This is a genomic window from Natrarchaeobaculum aegyptiacum, from assembly GCF_002156705.1.
Classification (GTDB): Archaea; Halobacteriota; Halobacteria; order Halobacteriales; family Natrialbaceae; genus Natrarchaeobaculum; species Natrarchaeobaculum aegyptiacum.
Genome location: NZ_CP019893.1, coordinates 270,105 through 292,130 on the forward strand (window position 1 = coordinate 270,105; position 22,026 = coordinate 292,130).

Consider the following 22,026-nt stretch of genomic DNA (forward strand, 5'->3'; position numbering starts at 1 on the left):
CAACGCATGGGAATCAACTACTCAGTCGACGCGGACCCGGACACCACCGCCAAGGCGATGCTCCGGGAGCGTCCCATGAGCCACAAGCACAGCAAGGAGATCGCTCGCGAACTCCGCGGCCGAACCGTCGGCGACGCCCAGGAGTATCTCGAGGCCGTGCTGGCCGGCGAACGGTCCATTCCGTTCAAGTCCCACAACACCGGTGCCGGGCACCGCTCGGACATCGACGGCTGGGACGCTGGCAAGTACCCCGAAAAGGCCTCCGAGGCGTTCCTCGACTTGCTCGAGAACGTCCAGTCCAACGCAGAGCACCAGGGCTTCGAGGGCGAGTCGATGGAGATCGTTCACCTCGCCGCCCACAAGGTCGGCGAGTCGGTCGGTCGCAAGCCCCGCGCGATGGGGCGAGCGACGGCGTGGAACACGCCCGAAGTCGACGTCGAGATCGTCGTCGAGGACGTCGACGACACCTACGAGGAAGCGGCCGACGACGACGCGGACCTCGACGACGAGGACGAGGAGGGTGACAACTGATGGCTGACGAACACCAATTCATCGAGAACGGCCTGCAACGGTCCCAGATCGACGAGTTCTTCGAGGAAGAACTCGGCCGTGCAGGCTACGGTGGTATGGACGTCGCCAAGACGCCGATGGGAACCCAGATCGTCCTCAAGGCAGAGAAGCCGGGGATGGTCATCGGCAAAGGCGGCGAGAACATCCGGAAAGTGACGACCGCCCTCGAGGAGAAATTCGACCTCGAGGACCCACAGATCGACGTGCAGGAGGTCAACGAACCCGACCTCAACGCACGCATCGTTGCGGATCGACTGGCCAACGCACTCGAGCGTGGCTGGTACTTCCGGAAGGCCGGACACACCACGATCGACCGGATCATGGAGTCAGGCGCGCTGGGTGCCGAGATCGTCCTCTCCGGGAAGGTCACGGGCGCCCGCTCGCGCGTAGAGAAGTTCAACCGCGGCTACATCAAGCACAACGGTGAGCCCGCCGAAGAGATCGTCGACGAGGGTCAGGGCGTCGCCGTCATGAAACTCGGCACGATCGGCGTGACGGTGAAGATCATCCCACCGAACGCCGAACTGCCAGACGACTTCCGCATCCACGACGACGCCGACCCAGAGGAACTCGTCCCCGACGCCGTCGAGGCCAACGAGGCCGAAGGCGTCGAAGAGTTGCTCGAGGGCGAGCCCGAAGAACCCGAGGCGGCTGCCGCCGCCGACGAGGGCGAAGCGGCCGCCGCCGAGGAGGCCGTCGAGACCGACGTCGACGAGGAAGTCGTCGAGGAGGTCATCGAAGAAGAGGTCGGGGACGACGAGGACGTCGAGACCCCCGACGAGTCGCCGATCGAAGAGGACCTCGACGAACTCGAGGAGGACGTCGAAGCGGAAGCCGAAGAACTCGTCGCTGAAATGGAAGCGGACGACGACGGGGACGAGGAGGCTGAAGCGGACGACGACGAATCCGAAGACGAGGAGGGTGATGCCTGATGGCGATCCTTCACGTCGAGGAGATCCGCGACATGACGCCCGCAGAGCGCGAGGAGGAACTCGAGGAACTCGAGACTGAGTTGCTGAACTCGCAGTCCGTCCTCGCAGCCGGTGGTGCCCCGGAGAATCCGGGTCGCATCGGCGAACTCGGTCGCACCATCGCTCGGATCAAGACGATCCAGCGAGAAGAGGGCGACTTCGAGGACGACGAATAACGAACGATAGAACACGATAATGCCGCTGACACCCGAAACACTCCCCCGTCACGAACTCATCGGACTTCCCGTCCGCGTCGTCGAGAGTGACGACGACGGTCGGGTCGGTCTCGAGGGTCGCGTCGTCCGCGAGACGGCAAAGACCCTCGACGTCGAGCTGTACGGGGAGTCCCGGGTCGTCACGGTTCCAAAATCGGGCACAGTATTCGAGTTCGCGATCACAGATGACGCCGCCGACTTCGAGAAGGAGTCGGGGACTGCGTTCAAACTGGCCGACACTCAACCCGATTCGTCCAAATCGGACGAGTCGGACCGAGCCGGCGGCGACGCCGCCGGCTATCGTGGGGACGATTCCGATGGGGATCGTTGCCACGTCGCTGGCGAGAACGTAGCCTACGTTACGGTCGATGGATCACGACTGCTCTCACAACCTGCCCGACGAACCGAAACGTCAGGTGATTCACCATGGCAATAGGACTAGACGTTGACACCCCTCCGGAACCAGAGAACCCGGAGGAATACGACTACGAGAAGTGTCCGTTCTACGGCGAGCTTCCCGTTCGAGGCCAGATCCTCGAGGGGACCGTCGTCTCGACGGACATGGACAAGACCGTGGTCGTCGAGCGAGAGTACGACGTTGCCGTACCGAAGTACGACCGGTACATGAAACGTCGCTCGCGCATTCCGGCACACGTGCCGGGCGTGCTCGAGCCGCTCTCGGTCGGTGACACGGTCAAGATCGCAGAGACCCGACCACTGTCGAAGACGAAATCGCACGTGGTCGTCGAAGTAACAGAAGAGGCAACGGCAGCCGACGTTGCGGAACTGACCGGCGATGCAGAGCCGGACCCGCAGCTGTCTGCCGAGGACCTTGCAGGCGAAGACGAGGGTGATCAGTGATGGAGGCGATGAAAGCCGACGTCACGCAGGGCCTGAAGAAGGGCTCGCTCGTCACGTGTGCCGACAACACCGGCGCACGCGAGTTGAAGATCATCAGCGTCTCGGGCTACCACGGCACCAAGAACCGCCAGCCGAAGGCGGGTCTCGGTGACAAGGTCACCGTCTCGGTGACGAAGGGTACCCCCGAGATGCGCCGTCAGGTTCTCGAGGCCGTCGTCATCCGCCAGCGGAAATCGGTCCGCCGGCCCGATGGCACGCGCCTGAAGTTCGAGGACAATGCGGCCGTCATCATCGACGAGAACGAAGAGCCCCGCGGGACGGAAATCAAGGGCCCGATCGCGCGCGAAGTCGCCGAACGCTTCGGTGCGATCGCCTCGACCGCGACGATGATCGTCTAGAATCATGAGCAAGCAACCACGCAAACAGCGAACCCAGACGGAGCGCGCACCGCTGCACCAGCGCGGAACGCAGCTACACGCGACGCTGTCCGAAGAGCTCCGCGAGGAGTACGGCACCCGTCGTACTCGCGTCAACGCGGGCGACACCGTCGAGGTCCTTCGCGGTGACCACGCCGGACAGGACGGCGAGGTTCTCCGCGTCGACCTGCAAGACGGCGTGATCCACGTCGAAGACGTGACGGTCGAGACCGCAGACGGCGAAGAAGTGCCGCGACCGGTCGACGCCTCGAACGTCCGTATCACGGATCTCGACCTCTCGGACGACCGTCGTGAGGCGCGCCTCGAGGAACGAGGTGACAACGAATGACGAAACACCAGAAACGACTGTCGGTACCGAAGTCCTGGCCGGTCGAACGGAAGACCGACGTCTTCACCGTCAAGGCCGGTGCCGGCCCGCACGGCGAAGACGGCGTACCACTGGTCGTCCTGCTTCGGGACGTCCTCGGCTACGTCGACTCGACCAAGGAAGCACGATACGCCCTGAGCGAGGACGCGATCCTCGTCAACGGCCAGCCGATCAACGACGAGCGCCGACCGATCGGGATGTTCGACATCCTGGCGTTCCCCGGCCGCGAGGAGTACTACCGCGTCTTCCCCGACGAGGGTGGCCGCCTCTCGCTGACCGAGATCGACGCCGACGCAGCCAGCAGCCGCCTCGGCAAGATCGAGGGCAAACAGCAGGTTCCCGGCGGCGACACGCAGCTGACTCTCCACGACGGCACGAACGTCGTCATCGAAGATGGTTCGGAGTACAGCTCCAACGACTCGATCGTCGTCGACAACGACGACAAATCGATCGTCGCACACTTCCCCTACGAGGAAGGTGCACTCGTCACCGCCGTCCGTGGCAACCACGGCGGCAAGATCGGTGACCTCGAGCGCATCGACGTCACCCCGGGCAGCGGCCCGAACATCGTCGGTGTCTCCACCGAGGACGGAGACTTCGAGACGGTCGAAGACTACGTCGTCGTGATCGACGAGAACTTCACTGGCGAGGACTCCTCTTCGGAAGACACGAGCGGTGAACCCGCGAGCGACGGAGGTGACGACGAATGAGCGAGGCAGATACCGGCTTCCACGAGATGCGCGAACCGCGCGTCGAGAAGGTCGTCGTCCACATGGGCGTCGGTCAGGGTGGTCGTGAACTCGGTCACGCCGAGGACATCATCCAGGACGTCACCGGCCAGCAGAGCGTCCGAACCCTCGCAAAGCGGACCGAACCGGACTTCGGCATCCGTCAGGGTGACCCGATCGGGACGAAGGTCACGCTCCGTGGCGACGACGCCTACGACTTCCTCGAGACGGCACTGCCGCTCGCGGACATCTCGGCGAACCAGTTCGACGATACCGGGAACTTCAGCTTCGGTATCGAAGAGCACACCGAGTTCCCCAGCCAGGAGTACGACCCGACCGTCGGGATCTACGGGCTGGACGTCACCGTCAACCTGGTGCGTCCGGGCTACCGCGTCACCAAGCGAGACAAGGCGACGCGATCGATTCCGTCGAGACACCGACTGACCCCCGAGGACGCGATTCGCTTCCTCGAGGCGGCCTTCGACGTCACCGTGGAGGGCACGGACGATGAGTGAGAGCGAAACTGAAACAGAACAGACGGGCGAGCACGCCGCAAAGCGCACGGGCCAGATCGAGGCCTGCCAGCGCTGTGGCCGCAAGCAGGGGCTGGTCGGCAAGTACGACATCAACCTCTGTCGGCAGTGCTTCCGCGAGATCGCCCGCGACATGGGATTCAAGAAGTACCGATAACATGACCGGAAACGATCCACTCAGCAACGCGCTCTCTGGTATCGACAACGCCGAGAGTGTCGGTAAACTGAGCCACGAGGTAACGCCCGCCTCGAACGAGATCGGCAGCGTACTCGAGGTCTTCTACGACCGCGGGTACATCGACGGCTTCGAGTTCGTCGACGACGGCAAAGCCGGTCGGTTCGAGGTCGAACTGAAAGGAGCGATCAACGAGTGTGGCCCCGTCAAGCCCCGCTACAGCGCCGGCGCCGACGACTTCGAGAAGTGGGAGAAGCGATTCCTCCCGGCTCGAGACTTCGGTGCCCTCGTCGTCACGACGAGCAGTGGCATCATGAGCCACTACGAAGCGCGCGAGCAGGGGATCGGTGGCCAGGTGATCGCGTACGTCTACTAACCATGCGAGTCGAACTGGACATCCCCGAAACCGTAGACGTCGAGACCGACCACCTCGACGTGACCGTCGATGGACCGGAAGGCAGCGTCACCCGCCGTCTCTGGTACCCAGACGTGACCGTCGACGTCGAGGACGATCTCGTCGTCATCGAAAGTGAGAACGAGGACGCAAAGACGAACGCGACCGTCGGAACCTTCGAGAGCCACATCGAGAACGCCTTCCACGGCGTTACCGAGGGGTGGGAGTACAAGATGGAAGTCTTCTACTCGCACTTCCCGATGCAGGTTCGCGTCGAAGGCGACGACGTCGTGATCGAGAACTTCCTCGGTGAGAAGGCCCCGCGACGAACGACCGTCCACGGCGACACCGACGTCTCCGTCGACGGCGAGGTCGTCGTGCTGTCGGGTCCGAACAAAGAAGACGTCGGCCAGACGGCCGCGGATATCGAGCAGCTGACCAAGGTCAGCGGCAAAGACACCCGCGTCTTCCAGGACGGCGTCTACATCACCGAGAAACCCGCAACCGGAGGTGCCTGATAGATGGCAGACGATTCAGAAGACGGCGAACCGGAAGTCGAAGCTGAAGACGAGCCAGCGGCCCTCGAGGACATCAGCGGTGTCGGCGAGAGCAAGGCCGAGGCGCTCCGTGAAGCGGGCTACGAGTCCGTAACGGACGTCAAAGAGGCCGACCAGGACGAACTGGCCGAGATCGAAGGCATCGGGAACGCACTCGCCGCACGTGTCAAAGCCGACGTCGGTGACCTCGAGGTCACCGAGGAAACCGAAGCCGAGATCGAAGACGAAGCCGCACCCGAGGAAGACGAACCCACAGAGCCGTCCGAGACGGAACTGCAGGCCCGCGGCCTGACCGAGAAGACGCCCGAGCTGTCCGACGAGGAAGAGCGACTCCTCGCCCGGCGCCGGACGATCGGCAAGCCGCAGTTCAACCGACAGGACTACCACAAGAAAAAGCGGACGCCGGAATCCTGGCGCCGACCCCGCGGTGGGCTCTCGAAGCAGCGCCGCGGCATCAAGGGCAAGGGTCCGAAGGTCCAGGCCGGCTACCGCACGCCCGAGACCGTCCGGGGGAAACACCCCAGCGGTTTCGAGGAAGTGTACGTGGAGAACCCGGACGACCTCGAGGGTGTCGACGGCGATCGCGAAGCGGTTCGGATCGCCTCCTCGGTCGGTGCTCGCAAGCGCGAGCGCATCGAGGAACTCGCCGAGGCCGAGGAGATCCGCGTGCTGAACCCGACCTACGAGGAAGTCGAGGTGGAATCCGATGACTGATCTCTCCGCACAGAAGCGACTGGCTGCCGACGTCTTAGACGTCGGCGAGAATCGCATCTGGCTCGACCCCGACGCGCAGGCAGACATCGCCGAGGCGATTACGCGCGAAGAGATTCGCGACCTCGTCGACGAGGGCCTCATTCAGGCCGAAGTTGCCCGCGGCAACTCCCGCGGTCGCGCCCGCGAACGGAACGCCAAGCGTGCCTACGGTCACCAGAAGGGCCCGGGCAAGCGCAAAGGCAAGAAGGGTGCTCGCCAGAACCAGAAAGAAGACTGGCAAAACAGGATTCGAGCGCAGCGCCGGAAACTACGCGAACTCCGCGACAAGGGTGAGATCACGCCCACGCAGTACCGCGAGCTCTACAAGAAGGCTGGCGGTGGGGAGTTCCGTAGCGTCCGGTACCTGCTGAACTACATCGACGACAACTACGGTGAGCAATAATGGCGACAGGACCACGATACAAGGTACCGATGCGGCGTCGCCGTGAGGTCCGAACGGACTACCACCAGAGGTTGCGCCTGCTGAAATCGGGCAAGCCCCGCCTCGTTGCTCGCAAGAGCAACAAGCACACTACGGCGCAGCTGATCGTCCCTGGACCTCAGGGCGACGAGACGCTCGCGAGCGCACACTCGAGCGATCTCGAGGAGTACGGCTGGGACGCCCCCACGAGCAACATCTCTGCGGCCTACCTGACCGGCCTGCTGGCCGGCCAGCGTGCCGTCGACGCTGGCGTCGAGGAAGCGGTCCTCGACATCGGCCTCAACACGGCAACCCCGGGCAGCAAGGTGTTCGCCGTCCAGGAGGGCGCGATCGATGCCGGCCTCGAGATCCCCCACAACGACAGCGTACTCGCAGACTGGTCGCGAACGCGCGGCGAGCACATCGCGGAGTACGCTGAACAGCTCGACGAGCCCCTGTACAGCGGCGAGTTCGACGCGACCGAACTCCCAGAACACTTCGACGAAGTACGAGAGGCGATTCTCGAATGAGTAACTACAACGACGATGGATGGGAACCGGTCACCCGTCTCGGCCGGAAGGTCCAGGAGGGCGAGATCGACTCGATGGACGTTGCCCTCAACTCGGGGCTCCCGCTTAAGGAACCCGAGATCGTCGACCAGCTCCTCCCCGGACTGGACGACGAGGTGCTGGACATCAACATGGTCCAGCGCATGACCGACTCCGGACGCCGTGTGAAGTTCCGCTGCGTCGTCGTCGTGGGCAACCGCGACGGCTACGTCGGCTACGCGGAAGGCCGAGACGACCAGGTCGGCTCCGCCATCCAGAAGGCAATCGGCATCGCGAAGCTGAACATGATTCAGGTTCCCCGCGGCTCCGGATCGTGGGAGGACCGCTCGGACCGACCGCACTCGCTGACCCGACGCACGACCGGCAAGGCCGGCTCCGTCGAGGTCGAGGTCATCCCCGCCCCGGAGGGCCTGGGGCTGGCTGCAAGTGACACCGTCCGCGCCGTCCTCGAGCTCGCAGGCATCGAGAACGCCTGGACCAAGAGCCACGGCAACACGCGTACGACGGTGAACCTCGCGAAGGCGACGTTCAACGCACTCGAGAACGCCTCCCAGTCGCGGATTCCTGCCTCGCAGGCAGGCGACCGCGAGGAAGCCGAGGTGAGTGAGTGATGAAGGCAGTCGTCCAGGTTCGCGGTGAAGTGAACCGCCAGCAGGACGTCCAGGACACTCTGGAGATGCTGAACATTCACAACGTGAACCACTGTGCGCTCGTCCCCGAGACCGACACCTACGTCGGGATGGTCAACAAGGTCAACGACTACGTTGCCCACGGCGAACCAGACGCCGAGGTGCTCGAGACGCTGCTCGAAAAGCGAGCCGAGCCGCTCGAGGGACGCCAGGCAGACGTCGACGAGGAGTGGCTCGCCGAGAACACCGACTACGACGACTTCGGTGCGCTCGCCGAGGCGCTGCTCGCAGAGGAGACGACCCTCCGCGATCAGGGCATCTCGCCGACGCTCCGCCTGCACCCGCCACGTGGCGGCCACAAGGGCATCAAGAAGCCGACGGCGGAAGGCGGCCAACTCGGAAAGCATACAACAGACGAGATTAACGACCTGCTAGAATCGATGCGATAACCATGACGAGCAAGAAACGGCGTCAGCGCGGCTCGCGGACCCACAGTGGTGGCACCCACAAGAATCGACGAGGTGCGGGCCACCGTGGCGGTCGCGGTCGTGCCGGACGCAGCAAACACGAGTTCCACAACTACGAACCGAAGCAGAAACACGGCTTCAAGCGCCCACAGGGCGCCCAGCCCACCGTCGAAGAGGTCGACGTCAGGGAGCTCGACGAAGACGCGATCCTCTACGCCGCCGAAGGGCTGGCCGAAGAGACCAGCGACGGCTACGCGATCGACGCTCGCGACGTCGTCGAGGACGGCCACGAGGCCGACGTCGTCAAGGTCCTCGGCTCCGGACAGGTCCGCAACGCTCTCGAGGTGACCGCAGACGCGTTCTCCGACACTGCCGAGGAGAAGCTCGAAGCCGCGGGTGGCAAAGCGGTCCTCTCTGAGCGTGCCGAGGCCGACGCGGAAGCCGAGGAAGACGCAGACGCCGAACAGGAACAGGCTGAGGACTAACCATGGGATGGAAGGAAGCCGCCGAACCGGTCCTGACGCGGATGCCCGCAGTGCAGCGTCCACAGAAGCACGTCCCGTTCAAGCGTAAGCTCGCCTGGACGGCCGGCATCCTCGTGTTGTACTTCTTCCTGACGAACATCGCGCTGTTCGGGCTCGACGCCCAGCACGCCGAGGACATGTTCGGGCAGTTCCGTGCGGTCCTCGCTGGCGAGCACGGCTCGCTGTTGCAGGTCGGTATCGGACCGATCGTCACGGGCAGCATCGTGATGCAGTTGCTTGGCGGGGCAAACCTGCTTGGACTCGACACGAACGACCCTCGAGATCAGGTGCTCTACCAGGGGCTGCAGAAACTGCTCGTCATCGTGATGACGGCGCTCACCGCGCTCCCGATGGTGTTCGCAGGCGGCTTCCTGCCGCCCGAATCGATGCTGACGCTCGGCGGGTTCACCTTCGACCAGACGCAGGTCCAGATGCTGATGTTCCTCCAGATCTTCATCGGCGGCGTCCTCATCCTCTACATGGACGAGGTCGTCAGTAAGTGGGGCATCGGGAGCGGGATCGGTCTGTTCATCATCGCCGGTGTCAGTGAGATGCTCGTCCGCGGGTTCTTCGCACCCTCTCCGGACGGGGTCTTCTACGACTGGTACCTGCTGGTCACCCAGCAGGTCGACATCGGGTTCTACACGGTGTTGTTACAGCAGGGTCACGTCATCCCGCTGTTGACGACCATGCTGATCTTCGCGATCGTCGTCTACGCGGAGTCCGTCCGTGTCGAGATCCCACTCAGTCACTCCCGGGTGAAGGGTGCTCGCGGTCGCTTCCCCGTGAAGCTCATCTACGCGAGCGTCCTGCCGGTCATCCTCGTCCGTGCGCTGCAGGCGAACATCCAGTTCATGGGACAGATCCTGCACACGGTCGGAGACGATACGACCGCAGCGATCACGCTGTTCGGTCGTGAACTCCCGTGGCTCGGCGTCTACGATCAGGGCCAGCCCGTCGCCGGGTTCTTCTACTACTTCGCCCCGATCTACTCGCCGAACGACTGGATGTGGTGGACCGGTGCGGTCACCCAGGAAGCGTGGCAGGTGATGATCCGTGTCTCCGTCGACCTGACGTTCATGGTCGTCGGTGGGGCCATCTTCGCCATCTTCTGGGTCGAGACCACCAACATGGGGCCTGACGCGACGGCCCGGCAGATCCAGAACTCCGGGATGCAGATCCCCGGTTTCCGACAGAACGTCGGCGTCGTCGAAAAGGTCATGCAGCGGTACATCCCGCAGGTGACCGTCATCGGCGGTGCCCTCGTCGGCCTGCTGGCCGTCTGGGCGAACATGCTCGGCACGGTCGGCGGCGTCGAGGGGACCGGTCTGCTGCTCGCCGTCTCCATCACGTACAAGCTGTACGAGGAGATCGCCGAGGAACAGATGATGGAGATGCACCCGATGATGCGCCAGATGTTCGGCAAAGAATAGCCACCTGGCGTCGTCGCACTCGATTTTTCTTTCGCGACTCGCGTATCCGTCACCGGTCCGGATCCAAACTGATCTTACACCCTCGAGCGGCGGCGCTCGAGGATCGAGGCCGATCGTGAGGTCAACGCTTGGAACAGTACTAGACAGATTCGATACGGATCTCGCCGTCGGACGAAATCGTCACGAGGCAAGAGTCGTACTCGAACCGAACGACTCCGGTCGTGGCCGTCTCGGCGGGCACGTGGGCAAAGAGCCGGTCCAGTGCGCCGGTATCGATCGCCCCGTGGAGCGGCTCGAGGTCGGTGACGTCGGTCTCACGGTACGTCGCGATCGCGTCGGCGAGCGTGATACTCAGTGGCACGCCGTCACCTGGGTCGTACCGGGCAATGTGCGGTCGTGGGTCTTCCATTGGATTCTGTGGATCGGTGGTGGGTCAGTTATCAGTCCATCCCCGGTCTCTGAGCGCCGCGCTACGTACGACGGTGGACGAACAGTGCGCGTGTATTACGCCTGTTGTGCAATTATCCAGCCCGGTATACTATCGTAACGGCTGATTCAGTCGGATTGAACAGTGTTCGGTAGAGAAGATATCCGCGGTCACTCCGCTGAGTCGATCGTGAGCGGTTCGTGGGTGAGTCGGTAGCCGGCACCGTCTTCGAGGTCGGCGACGCCCGTCACTTCCCTGAACCGAATGTCACGTTCCATCTTCGTGACGACGCTGGTGTCGTAGTGGGTGGCGTCGTACTGTGGTGGCTTGCCAGCGGCGCGGCGATCCGCGACGAACGTCTGGTGTCTGTCGAGTCGTGCGCGTCCGATCGACCGCGAGAGGGCGGGAACGCCGTCGACGCGGTCGTCGAACACTTCGAGGAACGTCTCCTCGAGTTCGACGCCGATCGAGTCGCGGCCGGCACACATCGCGGCGAGCGTCGTCGTGCCGGTGCCCCAGAACGGATCGAGGACCGTGTCCCCGTAGGCCGAGTACATGCTGATCAGCCGGTAGGGAATCTCGAGGGGGTAGGCTGCGGATCGGTCCCGGAGGTCCGCCGCGCGGTCGCTCTCGGCGTCTGCACCGTCGAACTCGAGTGCCTGCAGTTCCCCGCGAACGTCCGTCCAGACGTCCGTAAACCAGCGGTTTCGCTCCTCCCAGAAGAACGCGGCCTCGTAGCGTCGATCGGCACCGGGTTCGAAGCTGCGGCGATCGCCGCCCTTGCGAAAGAGCAAGACGTACTCGTGCTCCAGGGTGACGTAGGCGTTCGGGGGCAACGTGCCGCTGCCCATGAACTTGGCTGTGCTGTTGGTAGGCTTTCGCCAGAGGACGTCCGGAAGGGGGTCGAAGCCCCGTGCTTCGAAGGCCTCGAGGATTCGGGCGTGGTTGGGGTAGACGCGAAAACTGTCGTCGAGGGTGCGAGTCGCGTCGCCGACGTTGATACAGGCGATGCCGCCGTCGACGAGGACGCGCTCGAGTTCGTCCCACACCTGATCGAGCTGGGCGTGCATCGCCTCGAACGCCGCCCGGCCGTTCCCGGACTCGAGGGCGTCGCCGATCGACGGTTCGAGGTCGGTAAAGAGGTCGTCCCACATCTCGATCATCGGGTACGGTGGGGACGTGACGACGAGTTCGACCGACGCGTCGTCGACGCTCGACAGCTGCCGGGCGTCACCGACGACGACCCGGTGAATCGTCTCCATTCGATTCACAGTGGCCGCGTCGGTCCCTTAGCTCCTGCGATGCCCGGTGACCGTCACCAGCACCGAGAGAGTGGGTCGGTGACGATTAGCCGTCGTCGGATTCGTCTCCCGCCTCGACGGCCGACCCTGCCTCGTCTCCAGTTTCGACGTCAGTATCCGCGTCGTCACCGACGTCCGTGTCACTGTCGATGGTCTCTGCACCCGTCGTGTCCTCGTCCAGTTCGGTCGCCGGTTCGAACTCCTCGATCGGTTCCCACTCTTCTTCCTCGCTGCTCTTGAGTCGCCGGCGAACGAGCACTGCTCCAGCGACCAGTCCGGCGAGCAAGAGCAGCCTGGGCAACCGGCTTCCCGACCCAGTCTCGTCGTCGGCCGGTGTCTCCCCGGTCGTCTCCCCGACCTCCTCGAGTGGTTCCGTCTCCGCTATTTGGCCGGCGGTCTCGCTCAGTTCGTCGACCTGCTCGCCCATCCCTCCGGGGAGATCCGTTTCACCGAGGTCCTCGAGCGTCGGCGTCTCCATCCCCTTCCCGGCGAGAAAGCCAAGGGTCGTCCCGGCTCCGAACGCACCGAGCAGCGAGAGGTTCCCCCGACCCCGCGTCCCTTCGGCCTCGTCGACTGCCTCGAGGATCGGTTCCCGCAGCGGCGTCTCGAGCCCCAGTTCGACTGCTTCCTTGGCGACGACTTCGGCGAGTGATCTGTCCTGACCGTCCGCTTCCGTTGTGGGCATGGTCCGGGCCGATGACAGCGCTGTATTTAGTTCTGTCCTCCGTTTCGTTCGCGCGCCCGGGGAACGCGACGGGTACGCACCACGTACCGCAGCCGCGAGTCACGGTAACCGGCCCCTTCCGGCAGGCGATCGTCGTCGCGCTCTCGTGACAGCCGGTCCCGGGGACCCGGCCACACCCGACGATTCGCTGCTACCGCAGGACCCAGACGGTCACTCGAGCGTCCGACAGCGAGCCCAGTTCACACGCCGCGGTCGGTTCCCCCCAAAATTCGCGCGTCGGCCCGGCACCGTTCCGTTTACTGATGGATTTATCGCGTATAAAGTCAGGATCGGCGTGCGTTCCGCTCGAGTAAGGAATCACATAACGAAACCCGGTCCCGACTCGTCACAACCATGAGCGTGATCCGCCAGCCCGGCGTGCTCGGACGGACGACTCGTCGCCGGGTCGTCGGGGTGACCGGAGCTCTCGCGACGGCGACCATCGAGACGGTTGCCGTGGGCCTCTGGTTTCTCCTCGTCGTCGAAAGTCGGTCTACGACTACCGCTCTCGCCGGCTTGACGATTCTCTTTCTCGGATCGACGCTGCGGACTGGCCTCTTCTTCGTGCTGGTCGACGACCTGGTGGACCTGTTGCAGCCGCGGCGCATCGGTGCCGCGCTCGCACTCACCGCCGGCTGGCTCGGCTGGCTCTTCGTCGCCGAGTCGATCGGCGGCACGGTCGGAATCGTCGTCGCGACAGTCGTCCTCGCTCCCGCACTCGTCGTGCAACTGTTCGCGGAGCGGCGTGCCTGTCGCGTGGGCTGTCGACCGGCGTCGAACTCGGTGCTCCCACTGGTCCTGCCAGCCCTACTGCTCGCTGTCGGCGCCTCGAGCCTGCTCGCGTCGGCCTGGCTCACCGACTGGTCGATCGTCACGCCACCGCTGGGACTCGAGGGAACCGCGATCGCACTCCGAATCGAGGCGATACAGGTGGGCCTGCTCGTCTTCGGGCTATTTGCCTTCCTGGCCCACCAGCGACGGTTTCAGCGAGTCATCGACCCCTGACCGCTGTTACTTTCCCTCCGCACCGACGTTCTGATCGCTCTCGAACGACGCCGGATCCGGCTCGATCGTGGCATACTGGACCGCTCGGCGACCCAGCGTGGCGACCCGTTCCTCGAGTGAGCGGTCGACGAATTCCCCGTCCTCGAACGCCGCGTGTGCGTTCGGAATCGCCGCCTGATGGGGGATCACCCACGCGTTGAGCGATCGACAGACCGATCGCAGGTGCTCGAGGGTCGTGACCGGAAACGCGCCACCGGCGACCGCGAGCAGGCCAACGGTCGTGTCCTCGAACTCTTCGAACCCGCAGTAATCGAGGGCGGTTTTCAGCGGCGAGGCGTACGATCCGTGGTACATCGGTGATCCAAGGAGGATCGCGTCCGCGCGTCGAAGGCGCTCGGCGAGTTGCGCTGCGTCCCCGGCGTCCTCGCGTTCGCGGTCGGGATCGAACGTCGGTAGCTCGTACTCGCGGAGGTCGAGTAACGCCGTAGTCGCACCGAGTTCGGCGGCGGCCTCGAGTGCGCGCTCGAGCGCCGTGCGGGTGGTGCTGTCATCACGGAGGCTTCCACAGAGAGCGACGACGGTGGGAGCAGTCATGTCCCGGTCGACGGCTCGTCACGCCAAAGAACCCACTGCTCCGGCAGGTCGTGACTCGAGACGCTGTTCGCTCCGGATTCCGGAGGACCTTTCCTGAATCGGTCGAAACCGAAGGTCGTGGAGTCGATCGGTTCGATCCTGGCGTTCGAAGTGCTCCCGCGAGTCCTCACGATCACGGCCCTGATCGGGGTCGGCGTCGCGCTCGCGAACGTGGCCGTCGAGTACGGACTGGTCGAGATCGTCGCACGCGTCGGACGATACCTGACCGAGCCCGCAAATCTCCCCGACGAGGTCGGGACGGCCGTGCTGACGAACGCCGTGTCGGTCACCGCGGGGTACGGGATGCTCGCGGAGTTTCGCGAGTCCGGGCTGCTCGACGACCGGGCGACCCTGATCGCGGTGGTCCTCAACACCTTCTTCGGATTCGTCCAGCACATCTTCACCTTCTACGGCCCCGTCGTGATCCCGATCCTCGGCCTGCACGCCGGCTTCCTGTACGTCGGCTCACGGGCCGGTATCTCGCTGGCCATCAGCGTCGTCGGCCTGCTCGCGGGGGCGCTCTTGCTCCGGGGCTACCGGTACGACAGCACGGCACTCGAGCCGGACGTGCCGGACGACGAAACCGAAGAGCGAACCGCACGCGACAAACTCGGCCGTGCGGGCCGAAAGACACTCACCCGACTTCGCTCGATCGTCCCGCGACTGGCAGCCGTCTACGCGGTCGTCATCGTCGGGCTCGAGTACCACGACCTCGAGGCGCTGACTGCGGGGGTCGAACCGATCGCGTCGATGCTCGGCCTGCCGGGGGCGGCAATCGGCGTGATCGTCGTCGCGACCGTCGACCCGACCTCCGGCGTGATCCTCCTCGGGCCGCTGATCGGTGAGGAGTTTACGCCCACCGAGGCCGTCGTGACGCTGCTGCTCGGCAGCCTGTTCTCGCTGACGGTCACGGTCGCCAAGCGGTCGATTCCGTTCCAGTTCGGCATCTGGGGTGCCGAGTTCGGCGCGAAGGTCGTCGCGGTCAACACCGGGCTCCGCGCGCTGATGACGATCGCCGCGATCGCCGTCGTGCTCGCGCTCTAACGCTGCAATCGAGCCACCGTCCCGCCGTCGCGCTCCTCTACCGCGACCAGTCCGTCGTCTGCGAGGTCCGCGAGTAGCCCCGTGAGCCACTCACGTCCGTGCTGGCCCTCGGGCGTGTAATCGACGCGAATTCGGTGACCGAGCGTGTCGAGTTCGAGTTCGTCGTACTCCCGTAACGTCGCGATAACGCGCCCGCGGAACTGCCGGCGGCTCCCGTCGAAACTCGGCTGGGTTGGCACGTCGGGGGCGGTGAAATCACCCGTCTCGTAGGCCGAACACCACGCTCGCCACGGACAGCGGGCCTCGTCACAGCGCGGGGTCTGCCCGCAGGCGATGCCGCCGAGTTCCATGATGGCGTTGTTCCAGACTCGAGAGCGCCCATCGGGCATGAGGTCGCTCGCCGCCTCCTCGAAGGCTCCGTCGTCGTCCGGGATATCGAACGCGCGGTAGCAGACCCGCTTGACGTTCGTATCGACGACCGCGTCACCCGCGTTGAACGCGAAACTCGCGACGGCGTTCGCGGTGTACGGACCGACGCCCATCAACTCCTGTAACTCGTCGGGCGTCTCGGGAAACGACCCGTCGTACTCGGTTTCGACCTGCTGGGCCGCCTCGTGGAGATATTTCGCGCGGTTGTTGTAGCCGAGGCTGTGGTCCGTCCAGAAGCCGACGACGTCCGCGCGGTCTGCATCTGCGAGGTCGGCCGTCGTCGGCCATCGCTCGAGAAAGTCCTCCCAGGCCGTGACGACGCGCTCGAGCTGGGTCTGCTGACTCATCACTTCGCTGACGAGGATCTCGTATGGGTCGTCGGTCCGACGCCAGGGGAACTCGCGGTGGTCGGCCTCGTACCACGCGATCAACGCCTCGCGGACGGCCGCGACGTCCTCGGGGAGGCCCCACTCCATCGCCTCCGTGTCGGTCATCGCCGGCAGTTAGGAGAGCGACGGTTTAGGGATGATGGTCCGCCGATCGCCTGCCTCGAGACCAGAACACACTTATCTGGCGTCCAACAATTCGAGTCACGATGGGAGAGACGTCACTCACCGCGTGGATCGTCGCCGTCGCGTTCGTCCTGTTGATCGTCGTCCCCGGTTCGATCGTCGTGCTCTCCCTCGGTCCGCTCTGGTGGCTCGTCGTCGGACTCGCGGTCGCCGCTGTCCTCGTGTACCGACACTCGAGACGTACCGATGACGGGAGCGCCGAGTCGACGGGACCGGCGCGGACGAACTGCGTCAACTGCGGTGCCAGAACGGACATCGATGCCGACGCGTGCTCGTACTGTGGTGACACCCTCGGTGAGTGAAAGAAGAATCGGTGCGACAGTTGGATTCCCGCCGCCACCGCTCGAGCACAGCGGGGCGAATACCACCGCTTAACTCACCGGCTGCCCTCGAGACGAACATGAAGACCCCTGCCCAGCACGCACAGCTGGCTCTCTTGCTCGAGGTGGCGGGGACGCCCAAACCGGGGAACGTCGACCGCCGGCGCGACCTCGAGGACCTCTGGTTCGAGCACTTCCTCGCGGGGGCCGTCGCAGCGATGGAGGGACTCGAGCTGGCCGAACGCGGCGCACCGATCGGAGACGCGTTCGAGCGCGCCGTCGAGGGGATGGCCGAACAGGGCGGCGGAAACACCCAGTTCGGGTCGCTGTTGCTGCTCGTCCCGCTGGTCAGTGCCGCGCGGCCGGATCTCACGCCGACCGCAGTCGAACGCGTCGTCACGGAGACGACGGTCGACGACGCAGCCGGTTTCTACCGGGCGTTCGACCACGTCGACGTCTTCGTCGACGATCCACCCGACGACATGGAAGCCCTCGACGTCCGCCGCGGGAGCGACGCCGTCCCCGACCTCGAGGAACGAGGCCTGAGCCTGCTCGACGTCCTCGAGCGATCGGCTCCGGGCGACGACGTCGCCCGCGAGTGGACCACTGGCTTCGAGCGGTCGTTCACCGCGGCCGACCGGCTCGCGGCTGCTTCCGGTCCGATCGTCGATCGGACGGCGGCGGTGTTTCTCTCGTTGCTCGCCGAGCGGCCCGACACGCTGGTCGCGAATCGACGCGGCGAGGACGTCGCCCGCGAGGTCACCGAGCGCGCCCGCGACCTGCACGCGCGCGAGGCGAACGAGACCGAGCCGGACGCCGTCGAGGCGTTCGCAGACGACCTCGTCGCGCGCGGGATCAACCCGGGAACGACCGCAGATCTCGTTGCGGCCGGACTGTTCGTCGCCCTCGAGAGCGGAGGTATAGAGGTATGACCGGCGAGTCAGACGACCGTGTCGACGACGCCGGGACGGAACTGCCGACCCACTCGGAACCCGAGGCCGGCGACGGCTGGCCGGTCACGCTGTCGGGCGTCACCGAGTCGCTCGTGACGACACGCGGGCCCAACGACCGATGGAACGTCGCCCCGCTCGGGCTGTTTTCGGGCGACCCCGTCACTGCACGAACGTGGGGGAACACTCGCACGAAGCGGAACTTCCACCGGGAGGGCGGTGGCTACGTCCAGTTCGTCGACGACCCGGTCACCTTCGCCGACGCGGCCCTCTCGATCGTCGAACGCGACGACCCGGTCCTCGAGTCAGCCGCAGCGTGGGCCGAGGTGTCGGTCACCTCCCTCGAGGTGGGCGACGAGGACGGCACCGAGTGGGAACGGTGGGCGCTCGAGCCGGTCGACGCCGCCGTTCGACGAACGCGGGTGCCGACGATCGACCGTGGATTCGCCGCCGTGATCGAGGCGACCGTCGCCGCCTCGCGACTCGGCGTGGCCGGCTACGACGACTTCGAGCTTCGCCAGCGCCTCGAGTGGTGTGCTTCGGTCGTCGATCGGGCAGGCAGTGACCGGGAACGGGAGGCGCTCGACCGACTGGGCGAGCACGTCGAGTGGTGAGAAGGCGGTTGCAGTTCTCAGATTAGTCGTCGGCCGGGTCGCCACCGGTTTCCTGTGGCCGTTCGGAGCCGGCGTCCGATTCCGGTGGGTCTTCGGCGATCGGTTCGTCGTTTTCGGCCTTCTCCATCAGTTCCTCGAAGCGGTCGGAACGCTCTGCGACGCGGTTTACGGTCTCGCTGTCGGGCGTATGCTTTCGCTGTTCGATGAGGAACGTCGTGATGACGACGGTCTTCACCCACGGCTTGACGACGCCAGTGTGGACGACGGCGACGAACCCCGCGACGAACAGCCACGAGAGGAGTTCGATCGACGTGGGCAGGAAATCGAGTGCGATGGCCAGCGGTGCCGCGAGCGTAAACAGGACGAACGACAGGACGTACATTCCAACGACGATCATGAGCGTCGAGCCGAGTACCATCTTCCACGTCTTCGCGTAGAGGACTACCCCGTCTCGAGCGGACGCCCAGCCGTTCCGGTCGACGAACATGTACGCGATGATCGCGTTGTCGAGGTACCGCACGGCGAGGGTGATCGACTTCTGCAGGATCGTGATGATCGTGCGCAGGTTCGCCGGGAGGCGAATGGGAATCATGTTCTGGACGCGTGCGACAGCCCTGTTGAACTGTTTGAGTACGGCGTCGATAACCGCGCTGACGACGAAGAAGGCCGACGCCTCCACGAACACTTCACCGACCTGTTTTATCCCGTAGGTGATCTGGTTGTCGGGAACCTCGTCTTCCTCGACGATATGAGCGATCACCGCGATGTGGCCCGCCTTCACCATGTAGAGTACGTATCTGTTGATGACGTACCAGATGAGTGCGAACGAGGCGAGACCGGCGACCATTACGAGGGCGACGATAACGAGGCTCAATCCCCCGCCACCCCAGATGAAGCGGTAGGCGAGAAGCGCGATCAGCCCCAGGTACACCATCCCCAGAACCGCGAACAGGACCCCAATCCCGAATTGTAGCGCCACGAACGGGAGCGTCTTCGTGTACACACTGGTTGCTTTTCTGAAATGCAACACCATGTCGAAAATGTGATCACTGTTGATACATAAACTGTTGGGTTAGGGGCCACGATGGCTGGATTTATCCCAACTATAAATGAGTTTAATGCCGGCTCGAGCGGTGACGACCGGATGACGGACCACACCGCAGCCTCTTTGTCCACGCTCACGTGATTACCATCGATGATCGAGGCGACGCTCTGTTTCCCGCTTCGTGACCTCGAGTCGGGCACCGAGGTCCTCCTCATCGAGAAGCGCCGCGGGCTCGGCGAGGGCTGGTACAACGGCCCCGGCGGCAAACTCGAGACTGGCGAGACGCCGCGGGAGTGTGCCGTCCGTGAGACCCGTGAGGAGGTCGGTCTCGAGGTCGATCCCCGTGATCTGGAGAAGGCGGCCGAACTGACCTTCCTGCTCGACGGCGCGATTCATACGTTCTGCCACGTCTACCGGACGACGCAATTCGCGGGCGAGCCACGTGAGAGTCCCGAGGCGCGCCCGGAGTGGGTCGACGTCGACGACGTCCCGTACGAGCAGATGTGGGAAGACGACCAGCTCTGGCTCCCGCACGTCCTCGCGGGTGAGACGGTGGCTGGCGAATTCCAGTTCGAGGGCGGAAAACCGCTGGACGAGGCCGCGTTCGTCGACCACGACATAGAGCGCGGCGTCTCGTTCGACGGGGCCGCTCGAGCGAACGAGTAGTCGGGTGGGCGGAGACGCCCGGGCTTCGCACGTTTTAAGCCTGCGCTGCCTGCATGTCGTATCAATGAGTTCGGAGAGCCAGGAACTCGGGATCACCGAGTCGAAATCGCACAGACCCGGCGAGTGGTACGCCGAAGTCGTCCAGAAGGCGGGCCTCGCCGACTACGCCCCGATGGGCGGCTTTATCGTCACCAAGCCGCGCGGATACGCCCTCTGGGAACGCCTTCAGGAGGCCCTCGACGGATGGTTCAAAGAGACCGGCGTCGACAACGTCTACTTCCCGATGTTCATCCCGGAGTCCTTCTTAGAGCGCGAGAAAGACATCGTCGAGGGGTTCGACCCCGAGGTCGCCTGGGTGACCCACGGTGGCCACGACGAACTCGAGGAACGGCTCGCAGTGCGCCCGACCAGTGAGTCGATCATCGCGCCGTTCATGGCCGACTGGACGCGCAGTCACCGTGACCTGCCGCTTCGGCTCAACCAGTGGTGTTCGGTCGTTCGCTGGGAGGCCACCGAGACGAAGCCGTTCTTCCGGACGAAGGAGTTCATGTGGCAGGAAGGCCACACCGCCCACGCGACCGACGAGGGGGCCTGGGAGGAGGTCTGGACACGGCTCTCCCAGTACGAACGCGTCTACGAGGAGGTGCTCGCGATCCCGGTCTTGCGCGGCAAAAAGCCCGAACACGACAAGTTCCCCGGTGCGGACACCACGACCACGGTGGAGGCGCTGATGCCAGACGGCAAGTCCGTTCAGGGCGGCACCAGCCACCACCTCGGTCAGAGCTTCGCCGAGGCTTTCGACATCACGTTCGCCGACGAGGACGAGCAAGAGCGAACCGCCTACACCACCTCGTGGGGGCTCTCCTGGCGCGCGCTGGGAGCACTCATCATGACTCACTCCGACGACCAGGGGCTCGTGCTCCCGCCGACGATCGCCCCCACGCAGGTCGTCATCGTCCCCATCTGGCAGGAAGACACCGTCGACGAGGTCCTCGAGTACTCCCAGACCATCGCAGACGAACTCGAGGAGGCTGGCTTCCGCGTGGAACTCGACGATCGCGACGAGCGCAATCCCGGGTTCAAGTTCAACGAACACGAGTTGAACGGCGTCCCCCTGCGACTCGAGATCGGCCCGAACGAAGTCGAAGACGAGGAGGTCACGATGGTCCACCGCCCGGACAACGAGAAGTCCTTCGAGGACCGCGACGGCCTCGTCGACACCGTCGACGAGCACCTCGAGACGATCTACGACAAACTCTACGAGACGGCCGCGGAGAATCTCGACGAGAACGTCCGTGAGGCCCACAGCCCCGAGGAGATCATGGGTACGATCGGCAAGCACGGCGGCTACGTGAAGACGCCGTGGTGCGGCGACGAAGCCTGTGAGGAGGCGATCAAAGAGAAGGTCCACGCCGAGATCGTGATGCAACCGCTCGAGGACGAGGGTGGCGAATCCGCGGGATCGGTCGTGGAACCGGACCACGACGAGTGTGGCGTCTGTGGGGACCCGGCCGACGAGGTCGCGTACTTCGCGAAGAGCTACTGATTCGCCCGCCGGCGTCGCCGCATCCGACTTGCGAGATCAGACTCGATCGACGCGAGTTGTGTGAGTTGTGGCGCGAACGATGTGAGTGACCGTCTCGTCTCTGTTCGAATCCATGCCACCAGCCCATTTTCCAGTATTCCCCCTCT

At 64.7% G+C, this 22,026-nt stretch carries 32 protein-coding genes; 26 read left to right on the forward strand and 6 right to left on the reverse strand.

Translation table 11 applies throughout. The features are described 5' to 3' along the window. The first annotated feature begins 6 nt into the window (after positions 1 to 6). The 19 genes from B1756_RS01350 to secY are packed head-to-tail and all read left to right on the forward strand — an operon-like array spanning position 7 to position 10,604. Complete coding sequence (locus B1756_RS01350) at positions 7 to 531, forward strand: 50S ribosomal protein L22 (RefSeq protein WP_086886916.1); 525 nt, start codon at positions 7 to 9, stop codon at positions 529 to 531. Next, complete coding sequence (locus B1756_RS01355) at positions 531 to 1,502, forward strand: 30S ribosomal protein S3 (protein ID WP_086886917.1); 972 nt, start codon at positions 531 to 533, stop codon at positions 1,500 to 1,502. Before B1756_RS01350 ends, B1756_RS01355 begins: the two co-directional genes overlap by 1 nt. Next, the gene (gene rpmC, locus B1756_RS01360) at positions 1,502 to 1,717 is read left to right on the forward strand and encodes a 50S ribosomal protein L29 (RefSeq protein WP_086886918.1); all 216 of its coding nucleotides are present in this window, start codon (positions 1,502 to 1,504) and stop codon (positions 1,715 to 1,717) included. Before B1756_RS01355 ends, rpmC begins: the two co-directional genes overlap by 1 nt. A gap of 19 nt (positions 1,718 to 1,736) precedes the next feature. Beyond that, complete coding sequence (locus B1756_RS01365) at positions 1,737 to 2,192, forward strand: ribonuclease P protein component 1 (RefSeq protein WP_086886919.1); 456 nt, start codon at positions 1,737 to 1,739, stop codon at positions 2,190 to 2,192. Continuing rightward, positions 2,183 to 2,617 carry a 30S ribosomal protein S17 gene (locus B1756_RS01370; protein WP_086886920.1) on the forward strand — a complete coding sequence of 145 codons (435 nt, stop codon included), beginning with the start codon at positions 2,183 to 2,185 and terminating at the stop codon, positions 2,615 to 2,617. The genes B1756_RS01365 and B1756_RS01370 overlap by 10 nt, the downstream gene beginning before the upstream one ends. Beyond that, positions 2,617 to 3,015 (forward strand): 50S ribosomal protein L14, encoded by a 399-nt coding sequence (locus B1756_RS01375; protein ID WP_086886921.1) that lies wholly within the window; start codon positions 2,617 to 2,619, stop codon positions 3,013 to 3,015. The genes B1756_RS01370 and B1756_RS01375 overlap by 1 nt, the downstream gene beginning before the upstream one ends. A gap of 4 nt (positions 3,016 to 3,019) precedes the next feature. Continuing rightward, on the forward strand, positions 3,020 to 3,382 hold the full coding sequence (rplX, locus tag B1756_RS01380; protein WP_086886922.1) for a 50S ribosomal protein L24: 363 nt from the start codon (positions 3,020 to 3,022) through the stop codon (positions 3,380 to 3,382). Continuing rightward, complete coding sequence (locus tag B1756_RS01385; RefSeq protein ID WP_086886923.1) at positions 3,379 to 4,131, forward strand: 30S ribosomal protein S4e; 753 nt, start codon at positions 3,379 to 3,381, stop codon at positions 4,129 to 4,131. The genes rplX and B1756_RS01385 overlap by 4 nt, the downstream gene beginning before the upstream one ends. Further along, positions 4,128 to 4,664 carry a 50S ribosomal protein L5 gene (locus B1756_RS01390; protein WP_086886924.1) on the forward strand — a complete coding sequence of 179 codons (537 nt, stop codon included), beginning with the start codon at positions 4,128 to 4,130 and terminating at the stop codon, positions 4,662 to 4,664. Before B1756_RS01385 ends, B1756_RS01390 begins: the two co-directional genes overlap by 4 nt. Beyond that, positions 4,657 to 4,839 (forward strand): 30S ribosomal protein S14, encoded by a 183-nt coding sequence (locus B1756_RS01395; RefSeq protein WP_086886925.1) that lies wholly within the window; start codon positions 4,657 to 4,659, stop codon positions 4,837 to 4,839. The genes B1756_RS01390 and B1756_RS01395 overlap by 8 nt, the downstream gene beginning before the upstream one ends. 1 nt (position 4,840) lies before the next feature. Next, entirely contained in the window at positions 4,841 to 5,233 is a 393-nt protein-coding gene (locus B1756_RS01400) for a 30S ribosomal protein S8 (RefSeq protein WP_086886926.1), read from the forward strand. A gap of 2 nt (positions 5,234 to 5,235) precedes the next feature. Continuing rightward, on the forward strand, positions 5,236 to 5,769 hold the full coding sequence (locus tag B1756_RS01405) for a 50S ribosomal protein L6 (protein ID WP_086886927.1): 534 nt from the start codon (positions 5,236 to 5,238) through the stop codon (positions 5,767 to 5,769). Between the two features lie 3 nt (positions 5,770 to 5,772). Beyond that, positions 5,773 to 6,522 (forward strand): 50S ribosomal protein L32e, encoded by a 750-nt coding sequence (locus tag B1756_RS01410; RefSeq protein ID WP_086886928.1) that lies wholly within the window; start codon positions 5,773 to 5,775, stop codon positions 6,520 to 6,522. Then, the gene (locus B1756_RS01415) at positions 6,515 to 6,964 is read left to right on the forward strand and encodes a 50S ribosomal protein L19e (RefSeq protein WP_086886929.1); all 450 of its coding nucleotides are present in this window, start codon (positions 6,515 to 6,517) and stop codon (positions 6,962 to 6,964) included. The genes B1756_RS01410 and B1756_RS01415 overlap by 8 nt, the downstream gene beginning before the upstream one ends. Further along, positions 6,964 to 7,512 carry a 50S ribosomal protein L18 gene (locus B1756_RS01420; protein WP_086886930.1) on the forward strand — a complete coding sequence of 183 codons (549 nt, stop codon included), beginning with the start codon at positions 6,964 to 6,966 and terminating at the stop codon, positions 7,510 to 7,512. Before B1756_RS01415 ends, B1756_RS01420 begins: the two co-directional genes overlap by 1 nt. Next, positions 7,509 to 8,162: a 30S ribosomal protein S5 gene (locus B1756_RS01425; protein ID WP_086886931.1), complete on the forward strand. Its 654-nt coding sequence runs from the start codon at positions 7,509 to 7,511 to the stop codon at positions 8,160 to 8,162. The genes B1756_RS01420 and B1756_RS01425 overlap by 4 nt, the downstream gene beginning before the upstream one ends. Further along, positions 8,162 to 8,629: a 50S ribosomal protein L30 gene (locus B1756_RS01430; protein ID WP_086886932.1), complete on the forward strand. Its 468-nt coding sequence runs from the start codon at positions 8,162 to 8,164 to the stop codon at positions 8,627 to 8,629. Before B1756_RS01425 ends, B1756_RS01430 begins: the two co-directional genes overlap by 1 nt. A gap of 2 nt (positions 8,630 to 8,631) precedes the next feature. Continuing rightward, entirely contained in the window at positions 8,632 to 9,132 is a 501-nt protein-coding gene (locus B1756_RS01435) for an uL15m family ribosomal protein (protein ID WP_086886933.1), read from the forward strand. A 2-nt stretch (positions 9,133 to 9,134) separates the two neighbouring features. Next, positions 9,135 to 10,604: a preprotein translocase subunit SecY gene (gene secY, locus B1756_RS01440; protein ID WP_086886934.1), complete on the forward strand. Its 1,470-nt coding sequence runs from the start codon at positions 9,135 to 9,137 to the stop codon at positions 10,602 to 10,604. A gap of 139 nt (positions 10,605 to 10,743) precedes the next feature. Here secY and B1756_RS01445 read toward each other — a convergent pair whose 3' ends face one another. The 3 genes from B1756_RS01445 to B1756_RS01455 all read right to left on the reverse strand — a co-directional run bounded on the left by B1756_RS01445 (position 10,744) and on the right by B1756_RS01455 (position 13,017). Then, on the reverse strand, positions 10,744 to 11,013 hold the full coding sequence (locus B1756_RS01445) for a HalOD1 output domain-containing protein (protein ID WP_086886935.1): 270 nt from the start codon (positions 11,011 to 11,013) through the stop codon (positions 10,744 to 10,746). 188 nt (positions 11,014 to 11,201) lie between these two features. Beyond that, positions 11,202 to 12,293, reverse strand: a complete 1,092-nt coding sequence (locus B1756_RS01450; protein WP_086886936.1) for a DNA-methyltransferase — start codon at positions 12,291 to 12,293, stop codon at positions 11,202 to 11,204. An 85-nt stretch (positions 12,294 to 12,378) separates the two neighbouring features. After that, entirely contained in the window at positions 12,379 to 13,017 is a 639-nt protein-coding gene (locus B1756_RS01455; RefSeq protein WP_086886937.1) for a hypothetical protein, read from the reverse strand. 393 nt (positions 13,018 to 13,410) lie between these two features. On the opposite strand from B1756_RS01455, the gene B1756_RS01460 reads away from it, so the two are divergent. Next, the gene (locus B1756_RS01460; RefSeq protein WP_086886938.1) at positions 13,411 to 14,061 is read left to right on the forward strand and encodes a hypothetical protein; all 651 of its coding nucleotides are present in this window, start codon (positions 13,411 to 13,413) and stop codon (positions 14,059 to 14,061) included. A gap of 6 nt (positions 14,062 to 14,067) precedes the next feature. Here the strand turns inward: B1756_RS01460 and B1756_RS01465 are convergent, their stop codons facing one another. After that, complete coding sequence (locus tag B1756_RS01465) at positions 14,068 to 14,655, reverse strand: NADPH-dependent FMN reductase (RefSeq protein ID WP_086886939.1); 588 nt, start codon at positions 14,653 to 14,655, stop codon at positions 14,068 to 14,070. A 117-nt stretch (positions 14,656 to 14,772) separates the two neighbouring features. Here B1756_RS01465 and B1756_RS01470 point away from each other — a divergent pair, with 117 nt between their 5' ends. Then, positions 14,773 to 15,738, forward strand: coding sequence for a nucleoside recognition protein (locus tag B1756_RS01470; protein WP_086886940.1), 966 nt, complete (start codon positions 14,773 to 14,775; stop codon positions 15,736 to 15,738). Here the strand turns inward: B1756_RS01470 and B1756_RS01475 are convergent. Then, positions 15,735 to 16,661: an HhH-GPD family protein gene (locus B1756_RS01475; protein WP_086886941.1), complete on the reverse strand. Its 927-nt coding sequence runs from the start codon at positions 16,659 to 16,661 to the stop codon at positions 15,735 to 15,737. The two genes, B1756_RS01470 and B1756_RS01475, sit on opposite strands and share 4 nt — an antisense overlap. Positions 16,662 to 16,762: 101 nt before the next feature. Between B1756_RS01475 and B1756_RS01480 the strand changes: the two genes are divergently transcribed. The 3 genes from B1756_RS01480 to B1756_RS01490 all read left to right on the forward strand — a co-directional run bounded on the left by B1756_RS01480 (position 16,763) and on the right by B1756_RS01490 (position 18,623). Further along, positions 16,763 to 17,041 (forward strand): hypothetical protein, encoded by a 279-nt coding sequence (locus tag B1756_RS01480; RefSeq protein WP_086886942.1) that lies wholly within the window; start codon positions 16,763 to 16,765, stop codon positions 17,039 to 17,041. Positions 17,042 to 17,139: 98 nt separating this feature from the next. Beyond that, on the forward strand, positions 17,140 to 17,991 hold the full coding sequence (locus B1756_RS01485) for a triphosphoribosyl-dephospho-CoA synthase (RefSeq protein WP_086886943.1): 852 nt from the start codon (positions 17,140 to 17,142) through the stop codon (positions 17,989 to 17,991). After that, positions 17,988 to 18,623 carry a DUF447 domain-containing protein gene (locus tag B1756_RS01490; protein ID WP_086886944.1) on the forward strand — a complete coding sequence of 212 codons (636 nt, stop codon included), beginning with the start codon at positions 17,988 to 17,990 and terminating at the stop codon, positions 18,621 to 18,623. The genes B1756_RS01485 and B1756_RS01490 overlap by 4 nt, the downstream gene beginning before the upstream one ends. 22 nt (positions 18,624 to 18,645) lie before the next feature. On the opposite strand, the gene B1756_RS01495 is transcribed toward B1756_RS01490, so the two are convergent. Then, positions 18,646 to 19,656 (reverse strand): hypothetical protein, encoded by a 1,011-nt coding sequence (locus B1756_RS01495; RefSeq protein ID WP_086886945.1) that lies wholly within the window; start codon positions 19,654 to 19,656, stop codon positions 18,646 to 18,648. Between the two features lie 162 nt (positions 19,657 to 19,818). Here B1756_RS01495 and B1756_RS01500 point away from each other — a divergent pair, with 162 nt between their 5' ends. After that, a complete protein-coding gene (locus B1756_RS01500; RefSeq protein ID WP_086886946.1) occupies positions 19,819 to 20,334 on the forward strand; it encodes an 8-oxo-dGTP diphosphatase in 516 nt (171 codons plus the stop codon). Positions 20,335 to 20,398: 64 nt separating this feature from the next. After that, a complete protein-coding gene (proS, locus tag B1756_RS01505; RefSeq protein ID WP_086886947.1) occupies positions 20,399 to 21,880 on the forward strand; it encodes a proline--tRNA ligase in 1,482 nt (493 codons plus the stop codon). Positions 21,881 to 22,026: the final 146 nt, after the last annotated feature.